This window comes from Hungatella sp. SL.1.14 (genome assembly GCF_024460495.1).
GTDB lineage: Bacteria > Bacillota > Clostridia > Lachnospirales > Lachnospiraceae > Hungatella > Hungatella hathewayi.
Window position 1 is genome coordinate 22446 of record NZ_JANFYJ010000029.1, and the last position, 23904, is coordinate 46349.

A 23904-nucleotide genomic window follows, 5' to 3' on the forward strand; every position below is an offset into this window, starting at 1 on the left:
TCCTGTTTCGCAAATAGCGTAAGCGCTTACACTTTTACTTACATTATATCTGATCGTCTGGCTAAAAGCAACTGCTTTCCATTGTTTTTTTCTGGTATTCACACGACCGTCCGTTACTATTTTTCATATATTTTACAGCGTTGCACAAAAAAAATTTATTCTTTTTTCTTTCCCTATTGACGAAGCGGCAAAAATGGTGTATGGTTTATGTAAGTACTTACATTCTGTAGTTGCAGAAAGGAAAAACGATTATGCAGGACTTTATTAAAATTCACTCCGGAGATAACGTAGCAGTCGCCTTAAAGCCTCTGGCCTCCGGAACGACCGTGACAACAGGCGATCAGACAATCACTCTCATCTCCGATATCCCTCAGGGGCACAAGTTCGCCTTAACCGACATCGCAGAGGGAGCTTCCGTTATAAAATACGGCTGCGCCATCGGACTGGCGAAGGAGCCGATTTTAAAAGGAAGCTGGATCCACACCCATAATCTAAAGACCGGACTGGGCGATTTGCTCACCTACTCCTACAAGAAACAGGATACGACCGTCGCTCCGGCAGAGGAACGGTTCTTTCAGGGTTACCGCCGGCCAAACGGAAAAGTCGGTGTCCGCAACGAGATCTGGATCATTCCAACCGTAGGCTGTGTCAATAATGTGGCTCAGGCCATCGAGCGCCAGGCTAAGAGCCTGATCAGCGGAACGGTTGAGGATGTAGCAGCGTTTCCGCACCCCTACGGCTGTTCCCAGATGGGTGACGATCAGGAACATACCAGAACCATTCTGGCTGATCTCATCAATCATCCCAATGCCGGCGGCGTCCTCGTTCTCGGCCTGGGATGTGAAAACAGCAACATCACGGAATTGAAACGATATATCGGAGAATACGATGAGCGCCGCGTCAAGTTCCTTGTTGCACAGGAATCTGACGATGAGATTGCCGATTCCCTGGAACTGATCCGCGAGCTGAATGCCTATGCCGGCAGCTTTAAACGGGAACCGGTCAGCTGCAGCGAACTCATTATCGGTATGAAATGCGGCGGCTCCGACGGCCTCTCCGGCATCACAGCCAACCCTGCCGTCGGCGCTTTTTCAGACATGCTGGTCGGCGCAGGCGGAACCACGATTCTGACCGAGGTTCCAGAGATGTTCGGTGCGGAGACACTGCTCATGAACCGGTGCATCGATGAAAAGACCTTTGAAAAAACGGTTCATCTGATCAATGACTTTAAAAACTATTTTACCAGCCACAATCAGACAATCTATGAGAACCCGTCTCCGGGCAATAAAAAAGGCGGAATCTCTACCCTGGAGGACAAGTCGCTGGGATGCGTCCAAAAATCAGGAAGCGCTCCGGTCATGGACGTCTTAATGTATGGAGAACCTGTTCATACAAAGGGTTTAAACCTCTTAAGCGCCCCCGGAAACGATCTGGTCGCCTCCACCGCTCTGGCCGCCTCCGGCGCCCACATTGTTCTCTTTACCACAGGACGCGGAACACCGTTTGCCTGTCCGGTTCCAACCATGAAGATATCGACCAATACTGCTCTCAGCACAAAAAAGAGCAACTGGATCGATTTCAACTGCGGCCGACTGGCAGAAGATACGGATATGGACACCTTAAAGAATGACTTCTTCGATTTTGTCCTGGAGGTTGCCTCCGGAAAGAAAGTGAAATCAGAGGAGGCCGGATTCCACGATATGGCTATTTTCAAGCAGGGAGTCACACTGTAAATGCCGGCTGCTGTTTACAGCCGGCATCCCGCAGCTGCAGACAGCAACCCAATAGAAATCATATAAAGGAGAGTATTTCAAATGGAAAAGTTATGTTATGAGACACTGGAAAAGCAGGGCTACGACGGATATTTATTAAAGGATGCGCCGGAACGCGTGCTGCAGTTCGGAGAAGGCAACTTCTTACGCGCCTTCGTGGACTACTTTATCGATATGATGAACGAAAAAGCTGATTTCAATTCCAAAGTCGTTTTATGCCAGCCCATCGCCCCCGGACTTGCCGACATGATCAATGAGCAGGAAGGCTTATACACCCTGTTCCTACGCGGCTTTGAAAATGGGAAGAAGGTCAATGACAAGCGGGTGATCTCCTGTGTCAGCAGATGCTTAAATCCATATAAAGACTACGACGCGGTTCTGGCATGTGCCAAGAATCCGGATTTACGCTTCATCGCCTGCAATACAACGGAAGCCGGCATCACCTACGACCCGGCATGCAGCTTCACCGATGTGCCTGCGGACAGCTATCCGGGCAAACTGACTCAGTTCTTATATAAGAGGTTTGAAACGTTCGGAAAGGAACCAGGAAAAGGCTTTGTCATTCTCTCCTGCGAGTTGATCGACAACAACGGAAAAGAGCTGGAGAAATGCGTCCTCCAGTATGCCGAAAAGTGGAAATTAGGGGAAGAATTTACCAGCTGGATCAAACAGGAGAATATCTTCTGCTCCACTTTAGTAGACCGTATCGTAACCGGCTATCCGAGAAATGAAGCCGCTTCCATCTGTGAAGAGCTGGGCTACCAGGACAACATCATCGACACCGGAGAAGTCTTTGGCTTCTGGGTCATCGAGGGACCTGAGAGTTTAAAGAAAGAGCTTCCATTTGAGAAGGCCGGCCTTCCGGTACTCATTACCGACGATCACAAACCATACAAGCAGAGAAAGGTCCGCATCTTAAACGGCGCCCACACCTCCTTTGTCTTAGGCGCATATTTAGCAGGCCAGGATATCGTCCGGGACTGTATGGAAGATGAAGTGATCTGCGGTTTTATGAACAAAACCATTTACGATGAGATCATCCCCACTCTGACACTTCCCAGGGAAGAGCTGATGAGTTTTGCCGCTTCCGTCACGGAGCGCTTTAAGAATCCATTCATCGACCACGCGCTGTTAGCGATTTCCTTAAACTCCACCTCCAAGTGGAAAGCGCGCGTTATGCCTTCCTTAAAGGGGTATATCGCCAACACGGGCAGGCTTCCCGAATGCATCACCGCCTCCTTTGCCTTCTACATTGCGTTCTACCGCGGAACGGAGCTCACCGAGGAAGGGCTGACTGCTGCGAGACCGGCCGGCAATGAGTACACCGTGAAGGATGACCGTCCAATTCTTCAGTTCTACTATGACCACAGGAATGATGACGTGAAGACGCTGGTTCACGCGGTCTGCGTAAATGAAGAGTTCTGGGGCGAGGACTTATCCGCAATCGCCGGATTCGAAGACGCAGTCGCCGGATACGTGGCAGCAATTGAGAAGAAGGGCGCTTACGAAGTAATGAAGAGCTGTCTTGATAAAGAAGCTTAAAAAGGAAGCAGGTCAAATGCACGAATCCAGGCTCGATGCATTTGACCTGCTTTTTCCCTTCTCTCAATCAAACACCGTTTTCCAGTTCTTATCCGCATATGCATCAAAGCACATCTCGACCTGCGCCTTCGTATTTTTGTCCTCCGACAGCACAGGCAGTTCGTCCGGAGAAAACCATCCGCTCTCCACCGTCTCGATGTTTTCTTCAAATTCCCCCTCCACAATCTCGCACAGAAAAAACACCTTACAGACTCCATAGGCAAAGAGCTGCTTATTATGGCGCCCCATATCGTGAAGCGCTACCACACGCACCGGGACTACCGTCAGACCAGACTCCTCCTTCGTCTCTTTGACTGCATTTTCCCCCACCGTCTTATTCACATCCACCCAGCCTCCAGGCATGGAATACCAGCCATCCTTCTCCTTCACCAGAAGTATCTTTCCATTCTCGATAATGGCAGCCCTCGTATCCAGCTTCGGCGTCTGAAATCCCGTTTCACTGCAGAAGAGATCCGTCACCTTCTCACCGGACAAGCCGGTATAGCTGCTCATAATCTCTCCTGAAAGCTCTCTGATCCGTTCAAACCGCTCCAGATCGTAGCTGTCCTTTGTGTAAGTGATTCCCGCCTGGGCGATAAACTGAAGTTCCATAGCCCAGGAGAGCCATTTTCGCCCCTCATCCTCCGCCTCCAGGCGCTCCAGAACGGACAGAACGGACGCCGGATCGGGAAAATAGTAATCTGCATGGATATGCTTCACGCCGCCGGCCCCCCACAGCGCCAGGCCGCAGGCGGCCTTTGCCGCGCAGGCGCATTCCATATCGTAAATGCTGTCTCCAATATATAACACTTCTTCCGGCCTGGCCCCCGTCTTCCTCATATAGAACTCCAAAGGCTCCGCCTCCGGCTTATGGTTCACCGTATCTTCCTCACAGACTACCGTATCGAAGTAGCCGTAAAGACCCAGGCGTGTAAAATCCTCCTCATATTCCGCCCGGCTCCTGCTCGTCACAATTCCCATGTGAACGCCTTCTGCCTGCAGCCGTTTTAGCAGCAGCTCCATACCGTCGAACACACGGACATAATCTCTTAAAGCTGCCAGGTTTTCCTTCCACTGTGAGAGCAGTTCCTCCTCATTTCCAATCCCCAGCCGATTCAGGGCGGCTGCCCCTGTAATTCCAAGACAGAACGTGAGCTCCGAACACTCTTTCTCGATTCCCGCGCCGTCTCTCAGCGTCTTCTGAAATGACTGAAGAATTGCTTCTTCCGTATTCAGGAGCGTGCCGTCCACATCAAATACAATATACTGATATCTCATGTTTTCAATTCCTCCTCTGTCTCATTTCATTTAACCATATTCTGTCTGAAGGAGCAATAACATAGGAACAAAAACTGGAAAAATCAAGAAAAAGTCAAGAATTCCGTTGTAATATCTCACAACTTCCTGTATGATAAAAAGATAACAACTATAACGAAAGACAAGGGGAACAAGTATGTTAGAGACTTTGAAAAAGCATGTAACCAAAAATCTGATTTGGCGTATCGTCATCTCAGTCATCATCATCGGAGCCGTCTTCTTTTTCAGCGGCAAGTCGATTCTGATGTTTTTAAAAGGGCCGGAACCGATTACGGCAGGCATGGACTATGACGCCGCCGAGGGCTCTTATGTGAGCTTTGACGCGCGCTACATCGTTGACGAATACGTTCGCCAGACCGAGCGCAACACGGATACCAAGAAAGAAACGCTGAAAAACATCAGCTACTTCGTCTACTTTGAGGAAGACGGATACTTTTTCGGAATCGAAGTCCCTTCTTCCAAAGAAGACGAGATGAACCAGTATATCGACGATACCATCAGCTGGCTGAACGGTGAGGTAGAAGAGCTCACCAACGTCAAACCGGTCAAGGGAACATGGACAAAGCTTACCGGCAAGCGGCTTCAGTATTACCAGGAACAGATTACCGACGATCTCGGCGCTGAATTTCTCGAGATTGCCCTTCCATATTATATCGATTCGAATAAGGTGGGAGAGCGCACCTATGTCTCCATTTATATCTGCCTTGCCGTGATTGCTTTGACATTGATTTACCTTCTCTACAGCCTGATTCAGTATTTTACCGGCAGCAGCCAGAAGTATTTAAAGAAGTATTTAGAAGCCAATCCAACCGTAGCGATGGAGCATTTAGAAGCAGATTTCGCTTCCGCTTCCGCCATCTCCAAAAGCATCTGGGTTGGAAGACGCTGGACCTTCCACATTTCCGGCATCTACACAAAGCTTATTGAGAACAAGGATCTGGTCTGGGCCTATTACTACTATCGTTCAGGCCGCCATTCCGAGAGTACCCTGCGCCTGTATGATGTCAACAGACACTTACACAGCTTAAGCGCCTCGGAAAAAGAGGCCAAAGCCGCGCTGGCTGTCTACGAACAGCAGCAGCCGCATATGGTGCTCGGATACAGCAAAGAAATGGAAAAATTACATGATAAAGATTTCCAGGGTTTCTTAAACCTGCGCTACAACCGTCCTGTGGAAGAATTACAGACCGCGCCGGATGAACCGTGGAACTACACAAATCCCGAAGAATCATAAACCATCACATGGGCAGCACCGGGCGGACTAAAAAGAAGTCCGCCCGGTGCTGCCCGTAGAAATTACAGGAGATCTGCCATGCATTATGACTGCCTGATTGTAGACGACGAGACCGCAATCGCCAGCTCTACCTCGGAATATTTTAACTTATTTGAGCTGTCCTCAGCCTATGTAACCAGTTACGAACAGTGCATCCGCTTTTTAAAAGAGAATACGGTCTCCCTTCTCCTGCTGGATATCAACTTAGACGGCCATTCCGGCTTCAGCCTCTGCAAAAAGCTGCGCGAACAGACGGATATTCCGATTCTGTTCATCAGTGCGCGCACCAGCGACGACGATATCCTGACTGCTTTAAACATTGGCGGAGATGATTACATTACCAAGCCATACACCTTAAGCGTTCTTCTGGCCAAGGTAAAGGCAGTCTTAAAACGGTGTGCGCGGTCCGGGGAAGCCGTGCCCCTGCGCATTGCCGATGTGGAGATCGATCTTTCCGCCCATAAGGTAACCGTTGGAGGTAAACCGGTCAAACTGAAGGAAATGGAATTCCGTCTGCTTACCTATCTGGCACAGAATCTGGGACGTGTCGTCACAAAGGAAGAACTCCTGGAAAATGTCTGGCCCGACCCCTATGTGGGAGAAGGCACTTTATCAGTCCACATCCGCCATCTGCGGGAAAAGATTGAGAAAGACCCCAATCATCCGCGGTTAATCCTAACGGTGTGGGGTACCGGATACCGCATGGAAAACGGAGAATGCCATGATTAAGAAAAAATGGACCATCCTGTTTCTGATTTCCTGGCTCCTTCTCGGCGCCGTCTTTCTCTTCCGGCTTTTTACCTCGATGGAGATGCCGGAGATCGATATGGTTTCCATCAACCGCATCGGAAAAGAGACGGCGGTCCAGTGGGAACAGGGAACCTTTTATAAACCGGATTTCAGCCCCTATGATTACACAGTTACAGACCTTTCCGGGACCATCCTGTTAAAGACTTCCGCTTCCGCTCCGTCAAGTGTGGCTGAAGCGGTCCGCAGCCATGATCCCGTGCTGGATATCACCGTCGGTCAGGGTGTGAAAGGCCATGTACTCATTGCCGCAGGATACGACGACGCTCTGCTGAAAACAAAAAAAGAACTGGCTATATTCGCCGTTCTTCTGCTGCTGATGCCGGTAATTCCTGTTTTTCTCTATACAGCATACTTAAATCATACCGTACTGAAGCCATTTTACAGGATGAAAGAGTTCACCCGCCACATCGCCATGGGAGATCTGGATTTCCCCCTGCCCATGGACAGGAAACACATCTTCGGCGCCTTCACCGAAAGCTTCGACATCATGAGGGACCAGCTGAAAGAGGCGAGACGGAAGGAGGCTGAGGCAAACAGAAGCAAAAAAGAGCTGGTCGCCTCACTGAGCCACGACATTAAGACTCCGGTTGCTTCCATCAAGCTGACCAGCGAGCTTTTACTGGTCACGGAAAAAGAAAAACCGGTCAGGGACCGGCTGCAGACCATATACCAGAAATCCGACCAGATCGACCATCTGATCACCAATATGCTTCAGGCCTCCTTAGATGAACTGGGAGAGCTGACGGTAAGCTTATCGGAGGTGAGCAGCAGTGCCGTCGAAGCCATGATCCGGGATGCCGATTACTGCGGCAGAATCGCCTCCCTCACCATTCCCGGCTGCATTCTCCTCCTTGATCCGTTCCGTTTAGAACAGGTTATCGGCAACATCCTGAATAATTCCTACAAATATGCGGATACCAGGGTCAACGTGGTATCCCAGCTCACAGAAGACGGCCTGCGCATCGAATTTATGGATTACGGAAAGGGAGTCCCTGATGAGGAACTCCCCAGCCTTTTCGGCAAATTCTACCGCGGCTCCAATTCAGATAAGAAGGCTGACGGCTCCGGCCTTGGCCTTTATATCTCGAAAAACCTGATGGAGCGTATGGGCGGCATCATTGAATGCAGGAACCGCAGCGACGGTTTTTCTGTAATTCTGTATCTCCCGCTCCGCCATCCCGGCTCCTGATCATCACTGAAGTCGGGAATGCTTCTGCAGATTCCCGGTTTAATCCAGGTACCGGACTGCAAACACCGCCCCCGCTTCGCCTGCCAGTACTACCCTGCCATCCTCCGGGAGATAGAAGGGACGGTCTTTCTCCATTGTCCACGAACTCGACACGCACTTCATCTCGCGGCCGCTGTGGTCATATAGATACCAGGCGCCGTTCTCCGGCTTTTCAATCAGAACCCGGCGATTCTGATTCACGTCTCCGGTAGTGAGCCAGACCGCCTCCCCGGCCGCTCCGAGTGTCACTTCACAAGTGCTGTCGGGAAACGCTTCCGCGTCTTCTGCCGCCATATACCGGAAACTGCCCGATTCCAGGATCTGTTTCCCATTCTCCTCCTTCCGCGTGTAATCATTTAAATCGCGGCCTGCCTGCCCCGGAACCTCCGTGAAGAAGTCCGCATGGGTCTCATCCGAGACCACAGCCATCCGCAGTTCCAGGTTCTCAAAAGAAAGAATTCCTTCCGGTTCATCCAGCAGTAGCGGTTTTACCATAAACCGTTTCAGCCAGGCAGCAGAATCGTATTTTTCACTTATCAGATAGTATTCCTGACCATCCAGCTCCTTCCAGGCTGATACCGCTGCCTCTGATGGCACATTCCCGGTATAGCGGGTTCCGACGGGCAGATATGTCGCCACGCGTCCAAGCCCTGGATAGACCTCCATGCTTTCCGCCATCAAATACTCTCTTCCCTGCTTTCCTTCCTGGAAGCTCAGCCTGGTCCGGCCGATCCGGCCACCGCTTCCCTTTGACAGTTCTCCCGATGCGCTGATATAATTCCCGTCCGTAGAATAAAATCCGCCGTCCGTTCCAGGCTGATAGACCTGCTCTCTCCGCCGCCCGCTCCCCTCGGATGCAATCGTCATCTTCCCATCACCGGAGACGGAAAGCTTTAACAGATCACTGCCGGCGTACCATCCGGAACGCTCCGCGATATCGGCAGGTACCGTCATTTCCGCAGATACCTCTGTTTCCGCAGATACCGCCGGGTCCGTGTCTTTTCCCTTTCTTACGTCCGCTTCCCAGCTTACGTTCTCTTCCTCTTCCCGCTCAATTCTTCCGACCTCGTCCAAATACGTCATCACAATCTCCTGCACCGCCAGCTGGTTCAATGTGCTGGAGCCGCCGCTGGTTAACACGGCACAGGAAATCTGTTCCTCCGGAAGAACCGTCAGGCTGCCGTGATAGAAGTTCGTATCGCCGCCCTTAACAAGGGCCTTTATCCCATAGCGGCTGAATGGATACGTCTCCACGCTGTCCCAGCCAAGCCCATAGGATAAGGTCGTATCGCAGCCCTTCGGATTGATCTCCTCATGATAACGGCTGGTTTCCATGGCAGTCAGCGCTCCGTCGGACAGCAGCCTGGCATTGCCGCTTCTGTTCCTCATAAAAATTTCCGAAAAACGGCACAGGTCCATGGCAGTCGCGTAAATGCCGCCGCTGCCGATCACATTGGCGTTTTCCGCAGGGAGCTCCCCGCCGCTCCCTGCATCGTATATCTTCGCCAGGCGGCCTGACAGATTACTGCTCTGAGGCGTTTTAAACTGTGTCAGACCAAGCTGATCCGCAAATTCCCGTTCCACGTATTCCGTAAAGCTGAGTCCCGTCACCCGCTCTGTCAAAATCTCCGCCAGTGTAAAACCATCGTTGCAGTACACCTGGATCTCCCCCGGATCGGACTTCAGACGCTGTTTCTTCAGCCGCTCCAGCAGCATATCGTGATTTTCCGTATCGTTGTCTCCCAGCAGCATGGCATTGTTTAATGTGCTGCCCGGAAGCCCTGAACTGTGATCCAGAAGCATCTCCGGCGTGATCAGGCGATACCGTTCATCCGCCATCTCAAACTCCGGAATGTATGTGGTAAGGGGCTTCTTTATATCAATCAATCCCTCATCCGCCAGTTTCATGACTGCTGCCGCGGTCACCACCTTGCTGGTGGAACCGATCCCGTACATGAGCGGCTCTGCCGGTGCCGTCTCTTTCGCCAGGCAGGTCATCTGTCCCCAGCCCGCCATTCCTGAACATACCGCTGCCGCTGTCAGTGCCGCAGTGATATAGCGCCATCTTTTCTTCATCCTCATCATTCCTCCGTCAACAATCCATATACCGTAATCCCTCTGATCTTTCCCGCCAGCACCATGGAAACCGCAAATGCGAATGCCACCAGCGCAAGGGCCATAAGAAGAATCAGCCACGGCTCAACCACAAAATTCATCTCTGAAACTCCCAGCCGCTCAAACAAAAGACTGGCCATACGATTCACCGACAGACATGCCGCCACGGAACCAGCAAACGTTCCGCCAATGGAGGCCGGCAGAAAACTTATGGCGATTTGTTCCATCAGCTGTCTGTCCGTGTAGCCCAGAGCCTTGTAGATACCGAATTCCCCTCTCCGCCTCGTCAGCATTGATTTGATCACCATATAGAGCACCAGCACCACGAGAAGCACCGTTCCCGTAATAATGAGGGCCGCCATCATACGTGTTGAATCGGCGATACTGTCCACATTGGTCACAAAGAGCCTCCTGTTGTTTTCAATCCGGTCTATCTCATAATCATTCGTGTCGCCGCTTAAGACGATTTCACCGTCTGCCATCAGGGCATACTGGGCGCTGTCCACACCGTACATGGAAATGAGGGCGGTAAGTTTCTCCTCCGCCTTTCGCCTGGCCGCAGCCAGCGCCTCCTCCCTGCCCGGTTTCGCATTTGCATCTGTTTTGGTCTCCTCCGCGCCGGACTCCCTGACTGCGTCATTCACTGACGGAGAAAGCACACGGAACTTCTGCTCCATGGCGGCGATAACCGTATCGATATCCAGCCCCGGCTCTAAGTACACCTGAATCGAACTCTTCTCGTAGTACGGTTCCACCCTTAAAAGTCCTGTCTCATGGATAAAGCAGATGCGGCCGAAATTATTCATGGTCTGAGTCAGCCCGCAGATCACATATTCCGAGGAAACCCCGTTGGCTGACACCGTAATGGTATCCCCGATCTTCTTTCCCCAGCTCCTGGCGAGCAGCCCTGTGATTACGATCTCGTTATCGTATTCCGGAAAATCCCCCTCATAGACTTCTACCAGTTCCAGTTTGCCGAAATCATCCGACACGTAACAGCTTAACAGTTCGCCCTCCACGGTCAGGGATTCCATCTCATAGAGACTCACCTTCCTGACCCCTTCCATGGCGCCCACCTTTTCAGACAATTCTTCATAATTCTCATGAGGCGCCTTATAGACCATGATGTCACTGATCTCATATCCGGTCAGCTTAAGCACCAGATCGTCGTTGATTCCCATATTCCACCAGGTGATGATGGAAAACGCGCTGGCAAATGCAATCCCGGCAAATATCACACCGACCATGAGAATCATTTTCCGGTGAAAGGCCATGCTCTTTAATCCCAGCACCATGGACAGAGAGCCTCTCGTCCGTTCCAGCGGGAAATACTCCTTTTTAAAGCTGTGGGATTTGATGCCTCCCCGCAGCGCCTCCACAGGCAGAATTCTGGCAGCCGCTGCCGCGGAGCGCCATGCCACAAACACAACCACAGCCATGATAACGGCCGCGCTGATCATATCGAATCCGATATGACCGCCGCTTCTCCAGGTAACGCCCACAGAGCTGGTGATCAGCCCGCCCAGAGCCGCAATGATCCCGTAGGAAAGCGCAATGCCCAGGCAGGTTCCCAGAATCCCAATGATAACAAACTCCAGCACCACAGACCACCGGATCTGCCTGCCGGTATATCCCACAGCCCCCAGTGCCCCGATGTTGCGCATCTGGGAATCGATATGGTTGGAGATCCGGAACTTCATCACGATCAGGGCAACCAGGACCATTAAAAACGAGAATACAAACAGCACCGCCGAAATAATGGTGACCACCATGGTGGTACCGTTTCTCATATCATCAATGGTGATTTCCATGGCATTTGCCTCCATGGAGATCGCTTCTATATTTACATCCGTACTGTTCTTAAAATCCGCTGTTAATCCCTTTAAATCCGCCTGATCCTTCAGCCGCACAAGAAGAATATATCCGCCGCCCTGCTGTTCGTACAGTTTTTCATACGCCTTCTCCGGCATATAGAAATTCACCATGCTGCTGACCGAGGAGTGAAGCCATGTGGACTGTGTGAAGCCCGCTATGCGGAAATGGTAATCTTTTTTATTATAATTCAGGATCAGCTCATCCCCCAGTCCATATCCTAAGTCCTTCATAAACACCGGCATATAAACCGCCTCATCCTCGGGAACCTCCGTCTGTTCCGCCACAAAGTAACCGCTTATCTTCCTGTTGATATCCATATTCAAAAAGTTGGCAGTGATAATGCCTCCTTCCGGGAAAGAGGCCATCTGCATCAGAACAGCCTCCTCCGTCTCTGCCGTCTCCACCCTCGGATCCTGCAAAAAGAGATCCAGATATTCTTCCCGGTACTCATTTCCCGTAAACCGGACCATATAATGGGCTCCGTTCAGCCGGTCATTTTCCATGTCGTAAAAACGGTTGATCCCAGCCAGCAGTGTAAGACCTACGTTAAAGATCGCTACAGCCAGCAATATAAGAACGCCCATGGAAACCGCCACGCCCTTTTTCTTTTTGATATTTGCCATGGCAATCATAAAAACCGGCATGTTACCACCCCATTTCCGTTAAAAATGCACTCAGCTTCTCGTGGCGCGCCGTATCGGCGGCGGCATACGTTCCCAGCCGGCACTCGCCGCAGATCATACCGTCTTTCAAATAGACCACCCGGTCCGCCCGCCTTGCTGTCTTTACGTCGTGAGTGACAACAACGATGCTCTGGCCCTTTTGATTCACCTCGGTCAGGGTATTTAGCACCTGCTCTCCAAAAGCGGAATTTAAGGCTCCTGTGGGCTCATCCGCAAATATCACTGCCGGCTCATTGATCAGCGCTCTCACGATCCCCACCCGCTGGGCCTCGCCGCCGGACAGCTGGGCCGGAAACTTCCCCCAGTCCTCTTTTTGAATCCCGACTTCCTCCAGCAGCTTCTTTGCCCTGGCTGCAACCGCCCTTTTTTCCCTGGACACCAGGAGCCCGCAGGCCAGCACATTGTCCAGGACGCTCATTTGATCCAGCAGATGAATCTGCTGAAACACAAAACCGCAGTTTTTCCTGCGGAACACTGCCATATCACTGATTCCCAGGTGGTTAATCTTCACCTCTCCGTACATGACCTCTCCCAGCGTCGGCTTATCCATCCCTGACAGCGCATAAAGCAGTGTGGACTTACCGGAGCCGGAAGCCCCCATAATCACGGTAAAATCTCCTTTATAAATGCTTAGATCCAGATTTTTAAGCACATGCTGCTGCCTCCCGGCACTGGAAAAGCTCTTGCATAATTTATCTGTCTGAATAACCACTTCTTTCATGGTCTGTCTCCCTTCTATTGCCGCCGGCCATTATCATTCTGACCGTTTTCTCCAATATCACCATTATAAATGGCCGCCGGGTAAAAGTCCTTAGAAAACTGCTGTCAAATTCTTATCAGTTTCTTAACTGAATCATAATTCTGTGATAAACTGGAAAAAACAGATTTGCAGAAAGCATGCGGCGGTATGTGATGGCAGAACCCTCCATTATAACACCAGGCTTTCCGGTTATGATAAGATAGAGAAGCTGGAGGCATCAGACATGAAAAATACTTACTCTACTTCCGATGTGGCAAAGCTGATCGGAATTCACCCAAACACAGTACGGCTCTATGAGGATCTGGGGCTGATTACAAGACCGGAACGGAAAGAGAACGGCTACCGGATCTTTACGGACTTCCATCTGATCCAGTTTCGGATTGCCCGCCTGGCCTTTCAGGTTGAAGTCCTTCAGAACGGCCTGCGGACGCAGGCGGCGGCCATCGCAAAGACCTGTGCGTCCGGCGACATCGACGGTGCTCTGCTCTTAACCGACCGTTATATCAGACAAATCGGAGAAGAAAGCCAGAATGCGGAGACCGCCATACAGATCGCCGGACAGATTATATCCGGTCAGACTCATTTTGCCAATCCCCTGCTCCTTACCAGAAAACAGACTGCCGCTTACTTACACATTACCGTGGATACGCTGAGAAACTGGGAGCGCAACGGGCTTCTGGTGGAAAAGAGAATGCAGGACGGCCGCCGCGTCTACACCTCCCGGGATCTGGAACAGCTGATTATCATCAGGTCTCTGCGCTGCGCCAACTACTCCCTTGCCTCTATCCTGCGCATGCTTCATGCGCTGTCCCTCAATCCGGAGGCCAGCATCCGGGACGTCATCGATACTCCCCGGCCCGATGATGACATTCTGACTGCCTGCGACCACCTGTTGTCCTCCCTCGATCAGGCGGGGCAAAATGCAAAACAGATCGCCGGACTGTTATCAGAGCTTAAGAATCTGAATTCCCTTATGTTAAGCCCAGGACAGAAAGAAAGACAGGGGCCGGCGTAACCGCCGCTCCTGTCTCCTCTTCTTCTAATTTCCTGCGACTCCCGCCGGAAACAACGGAATGCCGTTTATTGCTCAGATATATTATTCAAATTTATTTTTCAAATCTCTCTAAAAATTTCCTGGATTCCACCGCATTTTCCGGTGTACTGTCCTCGATTGTCATCTGAATGTACGGTTTTTCCTTCCGAACGAAATCCATTATCGTATCGTATTTCATGATTCCCGTCCCCGGGGCGCCCGATACGATTGTATGATCTTTCACAACGAAATCTTTCATATGCAGAACCGCAGTGTACTCTCCCAGATCCTCAATCGCCTGAGCAAAGACAGACTCATATTCGCCGCAGTTTTCCACAGATAGAAGATTCACCGGATCCAGAATAATCTGGAGGTTGGGAGAATGGATCTCCTTTAAAACCCGCAGCGCCTGTTTTGAATCGTAGACAATATGGCTCCAAACCGGCTCAATGGCAAGAATAACACCGAATTTTTCCGCGCACTCTACCACCGGGCGGACATTGGCAATAAAGGTCTGAAGCGCCTCTTCCGTATGGCAGGCCGGTTCAAAGTGGTAATCCGCGTTGGGAGCTCCCGTCTCTGTTCCCACCACGCTGCATCCCAGAATCGAAGCAAACCGTATATGGGCAAAATACCGTTCCTGGATCTTCTTCAACTCTTCCGGATCCGGATGGGCAAGGTTTAAATAGCAGCCCAGAACCGCAATATCCACATCGTATTTTGCAAACATCTTTCTCAAATAAGCAGCATATCCGGGTGTCAGCGCCGAATTGGCCACGGAGTGCTCCGTCACCGTCTTGGCCAGCGCCAGATGGCCGCAGGTAAACCCCTGCTCATGCGCTCTCATCACTCTCTGTTCCAGAGTTCCAGGTTCAATATCGTGTAATCGGATTCCTATCTGCATTTTTCTTTCCTCCTTGTTATGAACACATCGCGTGTTCCGTTTTGCTTAAAGCACCATTAAATCTCTTTAAAATGTTCAATATTACTCATAATAAACGCGTCGCCCTTCTGACCGGTAATCGTTACATTCTCACAGACCAGCGTATCTACATTCATAACCGTAAATCCCTGTCTGGAACAGGCAGAGACGCCTTCCATCATAGCCGGAACGCCTTCCCTGGCCTGTTCTGCAAATGAAATGTCTACATTTCTCAGTTCTATCTTCCGGATCTTCTGCTCCGGCAGACCACAGAGGAACGATGCCGCTGCATGGCAGTTGGCCGCTTTGATATCGGTGAAGGAAAGATTCTGAATCTCAGGCGTCCGCTCATCTGCCGGCAAAGCCTCCCTGCACTGCACATACTCTGTCTTCCCGTCCGGATCACAAAAATAGAAACTGTTGACCACAAACGGTGTCATGACATGATCCATGACGATATGCTGAAAGGAAATATCAGACAGTACCGAATCTTTTCCTCTCCCGCGCCTCGTTTTCACGCGGAGCCCCCTGTCCGTATGGCGAAACAGGCAGTCCCTTACCCGCACTGCCTTAACTCCGGCTCCAACCTCGCTTCCCACAGTAACCGCACCATGACCGTTTTCCATAAGACACTGGCGGATCTCAATATTCTCAGAAGGCGTTTTATAACGGCGTCCCATATAGATTTTCCCTGACTTTACGGCAATGCAGTCATCGCCGAGGGAAAAGTGCAGTCCTGTAATCTCCACATCCTTACAGGACTCCGGATCCAGCCCGTCTGTATTGGGCGAGTCCGCAGGATTTTCAATATCCAGATCCAAAAAGCGGAGCCCTTGGCTGAAATACGGATGCAGCACCCAGGCGGGGCTGTTCTTTAAATAAAATCCCTGAAGCGTGATGTCCTTACATCTCTCCAGAAATACCATACGCGGCCGGAAAGCCCCCCGCATCGTTCCCGCATCCTTCCACCAGTTCTCAAAGGAAGCCTGACCGTCTATCAGTCCCTTTCCATAGATTACCACATTTTCCACTTCAATTCCATTGATTATTCCGGCAAACATGGGAAGGGGATTCCCCTCCCAGGTTCCTAAATTATAATCCTCTGTCTCATCATAGCTTTCGATCATGCCCGGTAGTCTTGGATACTTAAACCGGTCGGTATCCGCCGCCAAAACGGCTCCTGCTCCCAGCTCCAGCCTGATATGGCTTTTTAAAAACAGGCTGGTAATCCGGTATGTACCCTTCGGTATCAGTACACGCCCGTTCTTTGGACATGCCAGAATAGCCGCCTGTATAAATCCTGTATCGTCCTGTAATCCGTCTCCCTTTGCTCCGAACTCCTTCACATTGATCGTCACAAACTCATAATCTGTGCGGAAAACAGTTCTGGCTTCTGCTCCATCCCGTTTCAGACAGACCTCATACTCCGTATCCGGCTTTAATCCGAACAGACTGAAAATCACCCGGTTCGTCCTCTGATAAAGACTTCCGTTTACATATACTTCTCCCTGTGTATCAAACTCGAAAATCTGCCCGGCCTCAGTCTCTAATGTCGCTGACCTGGCAGTCATACAAATCACCTTAAGCTCCATGTTCTTTTATCCTCACATATCAACAGATCCCATATCTTCAGTTCTTTTCAAAGATCAGGTACTGTGCCTTCAGCATATTCCCGAATCCCTCACCCTTATCCTGCTGTACCTCGAAGCGTCTCCAGATTCGAAGTCCTGCCTCTCCATACTTCTCACGGTTTAATACGCCCAAACTGCATGCCTTTAAAACTGCATAGCCAAGCCAGGCTTCTTCCTCATTAAGCAGAACCTCCGGACGCGGCCCCTCCGCCGGCAGCTTCTGACGGACTGCCTGCTTCAATAAATCACACAGCGCCCTGTAGTATTCATAAATTTCCATGGACATCTTTTCAATTGTATCAATCAGCACAGCGGCCTCCCGGCCTGACCACGCTTTTTTTCCTTCAAAATACGCCGCAATCTCTCCATAGTGAGCCTTCTTATTAAAAAGAGTATCATACTCTGCATAAAAAGGCATGGCAGCCTCCGGCATTGCTGTCTCTCCGTTCACCAGCCGGTTGAATACGAGATCAGCCGCTTTCCGGTATTCCTGCTTTCCCGTCTGCTTCAGTGCAAACAGACAGGCCCCTGCTTCCGGACCGGAAAGAAGGGTTCCGTCCTGCCGCAGAATGGCTCTGTTCGTCTGTTCAAGAGCACGTTCCCCATATTCCGCCTTACCTGTCGCCTGATACATCTGAATCAACCCGGGCAGCTCATAGATATCTTCCATGACGTTCCATCTCCTCATCGTTCATTCCCGCGGCACATAACCGTTCCAGTCGCACGACCGCATCCGGCTGTGTAATCGCTTACATATTCATTTTATGTAATTTTAATGATAAATCCATGCATTTTCAGTTTATCATCTTTCCCAAATACTGTCAATGTGTAAGCGCTTACGCATGCGGATAATTTTCAATACATGTTATTTCAATGAATGTTGCAGGTTCCGTCACAAAACCGGGATATGGAACATATTTTAAAATCGGATGGAAGCATCATTCCCGTTTTCCTTTTCCCACGTTCGAATCGTCTCGACTGGAGTCCTGGTATACCGGGCAACTTTCTCATATGGCTCTCCGTTTTTCCGCATTTCGATGGCCAGCTCTCTCAAAGTTTCACTTCTGCCCTTTTCAATCCCATCATTTACAAGCATCTGCCCCAATAATGTCATGGAAAATTCCTCCTTTACCTCTTCTAAGTCTTTCGAGTCCAAAAACTTCACAGCCAGCGCGTAAAGTACGGCCTGCATCTTTGCCCCTTCATCCGCCGTAATTTCTCCGGAAGCCTGCAGCAGACGGTTCCCCTCTATGAATCTCTCTTTTTCTGCCATCTTCCCGGACATAAGCGGAGTCAGCAGCAGCGGAATCACTTCTTCCCTTTCAATCCTTTCCCCAGTTTGCAGCTTTTGCTTCAAATGATCGAACAGCTGGTCTGCATCCCGGTCTTTTAGCCTCACCGTCATAACACGGTATGTATTGATTCCTTCGTGCAGCTCGCTCAGTACCTCCGCCGCCTTTGCTGAGCAGATCACAATCGTGGTAACCGGTACCTGATACGTATAGCCGGTTACTGCCTCATACCCACGAAAGCGGCGCAGATCCTTTTCCGTCACTTTATCACTCTCAAATTCCAGATGGATCCAGGAGCCGTCAGAAACGATATAGGTAAAATCCTCTATCAGCCCCTTTACTTCCAGGTATACCAGTTCCGTCGGCGCAATCCCCGTAATCTTACAATCGATGCCAAGATACGGGAGCAGCACCTCCCCGAAATACGTAACAGCGGACTTTAGAATCATGTCCTCCAGCGGAAGATTTTCCGGAGGAACAGGCACCGTGCCAGTGCATGATTCCCCGGCCGTTGAACGGCTCCTCCCACTTTTTCGCATATAGCCTCCAATCCAAGCTATATAAGAATCTGTCTCCATGATAACAGAAGTAAGACCGACAGACAATAACCCTGCTTTCCGTATTATTTTCTATCATAAATCAGTGTTGTAATAAAGGAAATATCGTCGAAATCGACGCAGGAAAACCAGATGCCTGACGGCAGTATGATCCGTGAACACGGAACAGAATTCTGGAAATGGAGACAGCTTCTTATGGAAGGCCATCATCTGTTTAAGTGGTACAAATTACTTATATTACAAGTATATCATACTATTGATCCATTCGCAAGTCCAATTTTAATTATCGGAAAGAATCGCAGGGGAGAATCCTTACATGAACAGGAGAATGGAAATACAAAAAGGAGAATCCCCCTTCTGCGCCGCATATACCGCACACAGCCAGCAGGAATTCTCCCTTATCCTTTTATCCAATTCTCTTAATCCTCAGATCCGCCGGTCATCGAAACCGTTTCTCTTTGCATTACCGAACCAGCATTCTGCTGATCTGATACTGATCCTCCGGAATATCCTTATGCATATTCAGCGCTTCCTGAATATCGAAATCCACGTATTCGCCGTGCTTATAAGCTACGATACGGTTGCTTTCTCCCTTACAGAGAAGTTCTACCGCCTTCGCACCCATGATGGAAGCGTAAACTCTGTCCTTACAGGTCGGCGCGCCGCCTCGCTGCATGTGGCCCAGAATCGTGGCTCTCGTCTCTATGCCGGTAGCCGCTTCAATTCTCTTCGCCATGGAAGAAGAATGGCCGATGCCCTCCGCATTGATGATGATGTGATGCTTCTTGCCGCGTTTTCTGTTCTCAATGATGCGGTTGATCAGAGCCTGCTCATCGCCGTCGTAGCGCTCCGGAAGAAGAATGTCCTCCGCTCCGTTGGCAAATCCGCACCAGAGAGCGATGTAGCCGGCATTACGGCCCATAACCTCGATGATGCTGCAGCGCTCATGGGAGGTAGAGGTATCACGCACCTTATCGATCGCCTCCATGGCCGTATTCACTGCGGTGTCGAAACCGATGGTGTAATCGGTACATGCGATATCCAGATCGATGGTTCCCGGAAGTCCTATGGTATTAATTCCAAGTGCGGAAAGCTTTCCCGCTCCGCGGAAGGAACCGTCGCCGCCGATTACCACCAGGCCGTCAATCCCGTGTTTCTTGCAGATTTCAGCGCCCTTTTTCTGGCCCTCAGCCGTTGTGAATTCCTGGCATCTGGCTGTATAGAGAATCGTACCGCCGCGGTGGATAATATCCGACACGCTGGTACTCGTCATATCAACAATTTCTTCCTGCAGAAGGCCCGCGTATCCTCTCATGATGCCCTTCACTTCTAACCCTTTATGGATAGCCGTCCTGACAACCGCACGGATTGCCGCATTCATTCCTGGTGCGTCACCGCCGCTGGTTAATACGCCGATCGTCTTTACTTGTTTTGCCATAGTAACTTCCTCCTGTTTCTGAACATCTTTTATTGTAAATTTTCTTCGCTCCTACCAAATCATACAAGTTGTATTCTAATTCATTTTCCTTATCTTTTCAACCTTTTTTTCTACAACCTTGACATTTTTTTCACCAAGTTTTTCAGTCAAAACAGAGACAAGTTCATTGGAAGCACTTACATTTCTGTTGGCCGGTAAAACCTTTTTCGCCCGCTCCTTTTCCAGATAAATGATAACGGTATCGTTTCCCTCCGACTCCTTCAGATCTGAAAGGATTTCTGCCTCTCTGGCCATATAAACGTCTTTGTCGGGGAACTTAAGCCACAGCTCTTTCGGAAGGCTCTGGAAAGGGATTACGCGCTCACAGATGACCTTTCCCACCGGATCGTCACCGATGGATGCCCGCCCCTGGATAAAGACCTTGGCGTCCTCCACAAACAGCTCCCTCTTGCTCTCATAATCCTTTGGAAATACGATTACCTCCACAGAACCGACTAAATCCTCCAGCGTAAGGAAGGCCATCAGCTTGTTGTTTCTCGTCGTCTTCACCGTCTTGCCTGTGATCATGCCTCCGATGGTCACGTAAGAGCCATCCTTGACACGAGCCTCTTCCGTCTCCTCATCCACTATGAAATCTATGGTGACCGCGGTAATATTATTCCTCCAGGTCGTCTCATAAGCCTCCAGCGGATGGCCGCTTACATAGATCCCAAGCGCCTCTTTCTCAAAAGCAAGAAGCTCCTCCTTCGGAAATTCTCCCACGTTTGGGAAGGTGATCTGGTACCGCGTCTTCTCCTCCTCGCTGGCAATATCGAACAGTGTCAGCTGACCTTCCATGGAGTTCTTCTTCTCCTTGCTTCTCTGGTCTAACAGCTCCGGCGCCACCAGGATCTTCTGCTTTCTGGTTCCGGGAAGCGTATCCAGAGCCCCCGATTTGATGAAATTCTCCAGCGTCCGCTTGTTGACCTCCTTATTGCTCATACGGTCCACAAAGTCCTCGATTGAGGTGAACAGCCCGCTGCTCTCCCGCTCCGTAACGATCAAGTCCACGACGGACTTACCAACGCTCTTAATGGCCGAAAGTCCATAACGGATTGCACCTCCGGAAACGGAAAATCCGCTCTCCCCTTCATTAATATCCGGCGGAAGAATGGAGATTCCCATCTGCCGGCAGCTTAAAATATATTCCGACACCTTGGTCACGTTATCCATCACCGAGGTCAGCAGAGCCGCCATATATTCCTGCGGGTAATAGTATTTTAAGAAAGCCGTCTGATAAGAAACCACGGCATAGGCCGCCGCATGGGATTTGTTAAATGCATACTTCGCAAAATCGATCATCTCATCGTAAATATGATTGGCCGTCTTCTCATCAATTCCATTGGCTATGCAGCCCTTAACGCCCTCTTCCGGATTCCCGTAAACAAAATTCTGGCGCTCCTTTTCCATGACCGACGTCTTCTTCTTGGACATGGCTCTGCGGACTAAGTCACTCCGTCCCATGGTATAGCCGGCCAGATCCCGAACGATCTGCATAACCTGCTCCTGGTAGACGATACAGCCGTAGGTCGGGCTTAGGATCGGTTCCATCTGCGGACAGTCGTACGTTGCTGACGATGGGTCATTCTTTCCTTTTAAATACTTGGGAATGAAATCCATGGGACCGGGGCGGTAAAGGGATATTCCGGCAATGATATCCTCGAGACTCTGGGGCTTTAACTCCTTCATGAAGCTCTTCATCCCTGAACTCTCCAGCTGGAACACGCCGTCGTCCTTTCCTGTTCCGATGGATTCCAGCACCGCCTTGTCGTCGTAGTCAATCGTATCCATATCGAGCACCACGCCGCGGTTCTTCTCCACCGCCTTCACCGCATTCTGAATCACCGTCAGCGTACGGAGCCCCAGGAAATCCATCTTTAAAAGTCCCAGTTCTTCCAGCGTAGTCATGGTAAACTGTGTCGTAATCGTACCGTCGGCCGCCTTTGAAAGCGGCACATACTCGTCTACCGAGGTACGGCTGATCACGACTCCCGCCGCATGCATGGAAGTATGCCTCGGCAGTCCCTCCAGACGCATGGACATGTCGATTAAATATTTGACTTCCGGGTCCTCATTGTAGGCGTTTCTTAAATCCGGGCTCTGCTTCAGCGCCTTTTCCAGCGTCATCCCCAAATCGCCAGGTATCATCTTCGCAATGGCGTCACATCTGGCGTAAGGCATGTCCAGAACACGCCCGACGTCGCGCACCACGCCTTTGGCCGCCAGCGTACCGAAGGTGACGATCTGCACCACCTGCTCCTTGCCGTACTTTCTCACCACATAATCGATAACCTCCTGGCGCCGCTCGAAGCAGAAATCAATATCAATATCGGGCATGGACACACGCTCCGGGTTTAAGAACCGCTCAAACAGCAGGTTATAGCGGATCGGATCGATATTGGTGATCCCCAGACAGTACGATACGATACTGCCGGCCGCCGAGCCTCGCCCCGGCCCCACGATGATGTCCTGAGATCTGGCATAATGGATGAAATCCCACACGATCAGGAAGTAGTCCACGTATCCCATGGTATGAATAACGTTCAGTTCATATTCCAGTCTGGCCTTCAGGGTTCCGTCGTCATCAGGATAATGCTTCGCCAGACCTTCGAAGCAGAGCTTGTTTAAATATCCCCAGGAATCGTATCCCTCCGGTACATCGTACCTGGGCAGCTTCGTCACGCCGAACTCGATCTCCACATTGCAGCGCTCGGCGATATCGTGAGTATTGTCAATCGCCTCTGACGCATAGGGAAAGAGCTTTCTCATCTCTTCCTCGGTCTTGCAGTAATACTGGCCGCCCTCATACCTCATACGGTTTTCATCCGTCACCTTCTTACCGGTCTGAATGCACAGAAGGATATCATGGGGAGTGGCATCCTCCGCAAACGTATAATGAATATCGTTGGTAGCCACCAGCTTAATGCCTGTCTCCCTGCTCATGCGCATCAATCCCTGGTTCACCGTGTGCTGTGCCGGAATTCCATGATCCTGCAGCTCCAGGAAAAAATTCCCTTCGCCGAAAATCTGCTGGTAGCGGAGCGCCGCATTCTTCCCCTGCTCATACATGCCGCGCTCGATATAGCGCTGGACCTCGCCGGCCAGACAGGCGCTTAAGGCGATAATGCCCTCATGATACGTCTCCAGCACTTCATAATCCACCCGCGGTTTATAATAAAATCCATCGACGAAGCCCTTGGACACGATCTTCATTAAGTTCTGGTATCCCTGGTTATTCTCGGCTAAAAGTACCAGATGATAGTAGCGGTCCTCCCCGTTCGTCGTTTCTCTGTCAAATCTGGAACCGGCCGTCACATATACCTCGCATCCGATGATGGGTTTGATCCCCACCTCTCTGGCCGCCCGGTAGAAATCAATCACGCCGTACATGACGCCATGGTCCGTGATCGCCATGCTGTCCATGCCCAGCTCTTTTGCCCTCGCCGTCAGCTCCTTAATCTTACAGGAGCCGTCTAACAGGCTGTATTCTGTATGGACGTGTAAATGCGTAAATGCCACGTTTCTTCTCTCCTTTGTTTTATCTCTTATCACTTGTCAAAATTATTTTAACATATTCG

General features: G+C 50.6%; 16 protein-coding genes. 6 read left to right on the plus strand and 10 right to left on the minus strand.

The window, feature by feature from the left end; genetic code table 11:
- Positions 1 to 251 precede the first annotated feature (251 nt).
- Positions 252 to 1733: a UxaA family hydrolase gene (locus NE473_RS24880; RefSeq protein ID WP_055651486.1), complete on the plus strand. Its 1482-nt coding sequence runs from the start codon at positions 252 to 254 to the stop codon at positions 1731 to 1733.
- An 81-nt stretch (positions 1734 to 1814) separates the two neighbouring features.
- Entirely contained in the window at positions 1815 to 3314 is a 1500-nt protein-coding gene (locus NE473_RS24885) for a tagaturonate reductase (RefSeq protein WP_055651487.1), read from the plus strand.
- A gap of 63 nt (positions 3315 to 3377) precedes the next feature.
- Here the strand turns inward: NE473_RS24885 and NE473_RS24890 are convergent, their stop codons facing one another.
- Entirely contained in the window at positions 3378 to 4631 is a 1254-nt protein-coding gene (locus tag NE473_RS24890) for an NUDIX hydrolase N-terminal domain-containing protein (protein ID WP_055651488.1), read from the minus strand.
- 175 nt (positions 4632 to 4806) lie between these two features.
- On the opposite strand from NE473_RS24890, the gene NE473_RS24895 reads away from it, so the two are divergent.
- From NE473_RS24895 to NE473_RS24905, 3 genes are all read left to right on the plus strand, one after another.
- The gene (locus NE473_RS24895; protein ID WP_055651489.1) at positions 4807 to 5904 is read left to right on the plus strand and encodes a DUF6709 family protein; all 1098 of its coding nucleotides are present in this window, start codon (positions 4807 to 4809) and stop codon (positions 5902 to 5904) included.
- Positions 5905 to 5982: 78 nt separating this feature from the next.
- Complete coding sequence (locus NE473_RS24900) at positions 5983 to 6672, plus strand: response regulator transcription factor (RefSeq protein ID WP_055651490.1); 690 nt, start codon at positions 5983 to 5985, stop codon at positions 6670 to 6672.
- Positions 6665 to 7942, plus strand: a complete 1278-nt coding sequence (locus NE473_RS24905) for a HAMP domain-containing sensor histidine kinase (protein ID WP_055651491.1) — start codon at positions 6665 to 6667, stop codon at positions 7940 to 7942. Before NE473_RS24900 ends, NE473_RS24905 begins: the two co-directional genes overlap by 8 nt.
- A gap of 39 nt (positions 7943 to 7981) precedes the next feature.
- Here the strand turns inward: NE473_RS24905 and NE473_RS24910 are convergent, their stop codons facing one another.
- Genes NE473_RS24910 through NE473_RS24920 form a run of 3 tightly spaced genes read right to left on the minus strand, consistent with a single transcriptional unit; the run spans position 7982 to position 13375 of the window.
- Positions 7982 to 10057 carry a serine hydrolase domain-containing protein gene (locus NE473_RS24910; protein WP_242866217.1) on the minus strand — a complete coding sequence of 692 codons (2076 nt, stop codon included), beginning with the start codon at positions 10055 to 10057 and terminating at the stop codon, positions 7982 to 7984.
- Positions 10058 to 10062: 5 nt separating this feature from the next.
- Positions 10063 to 12615 (minus strand): ABC transporter permease, encoded by a 2553-nt coding sequence (locus tag NE473_RS24915; RefSeq protein WP_055651493.1) that lies wholly within the window; start codon positions 12613 to 12615, stop codon positions 10063 to 10065.
- Position 12616: 1 nt separating this feature from the next.
- Entirely contained in the window at positions 12617 to 13375 is a 759-nt protein-coding gene (locus tag NE473_RS24920; RefSeq protein WP_055651494.1) for an ABC transporter ATP-binding protein, read from the minus strand.
- A gap of 262 nt (positions 13376 to 13637) precedes the next feature.
- Here NE473_RS24920 and NE473_RS24925 point away from each other — a divergent pair, with 262 nt between their 5' ends.
- Complete coding sequence (locus NE473_RS24925; protein WP_039891348.1) at positions 13638 to 14429, plus strand: MerR family transcriptional regulator; 792 nt, start codon at positions 13638 to 13640, stop codon at positions 14427 to 14429.
- 91 nt (positions 14430 to 14520) lie between these two features.
- Here NE473_RS24925 and NE473_RS24930 read toward each other — a convergent pair whose 3' ends face one another.
- The 6 genes from NE473_RS24930 to NE473_RS24955 all read right to left on the minus strand — a co-directional run bounded on the left by NE473_RS24930 (position 14521) and on the right by NE473_RS24955 (position 23845).
- Positions 14521 to 15351 carry a sugar phosphate isomerase/epimerase family protein gene (locus NE473_RS24930; protein ID WP_006772792.1) on the minus strand — a complete coding sequence of 277 codons (831 nt, stop codon included), beginning with the start codon at positions 15349 to 15351 and terminating at the stop codon, positions 14521 to 14523.
- Between the two features lie 56 nt (positions 15352 to 15407).
- Positions 15408 to 16961, minus strand: coding sequence for a glycoside hydrolase family 28 protein (locus NE473_RS24935; protein ID WP_055651495.1), 1554 nt, complete (start codon positions 16959 to 16961; stop codon positions 15408 to 15410).
- 37 nt (positions 16962 to 16998) lie between these two features.
- Positions 16999 to 17670 (minus strand): glycoside hydrolase family 88 protein, encoded by a 672-nt coding sequence (locus NE473_RS24940; protein ID WP_022032865.1) that lies wholly within the window; start codon positions 17668 to 17670, stop codon positions 16999 to 17001.
- A 249-nt stretch (positions 17671 to 17919) separates the two neighbouring features.
- A complete protein-coding gene (locus NE473_RS24945; protein WP_256265405.1) occupies positions 17920 to 18831 on the minus strand; it encodes a hypothetical protein in 912 nt (303 codons plus the stop codon).
- Between the two features lie 481 nt (positions 18832 to 19312).
- On the minus strand, positions 19313 to 20287 hold the full coding sequence (pfkA, locus tag NE473_RS24950; protein WP_022032862.1) for a 6-phosphofructokinase: 975 nt from the start codon (positions 20285 to 20287) through the stop codon (positions 19313 to 19315).
- A 75-nt stretch (positions 20288 to 20362) separates the two neighbouring features.
- Complete coding sequence (locus NE473_RS24955) at positions 20363 to 23845, minus strand: DNA polymerase III subunit alpha (RefSeq protein ID WP_055651498.1); 3483 nt, start codon at positions 23843 to 23845, stop codon at positions 20363 to 20365.
- Positions 23846 to 23904 lie beyond the last annotated feature (59 nt).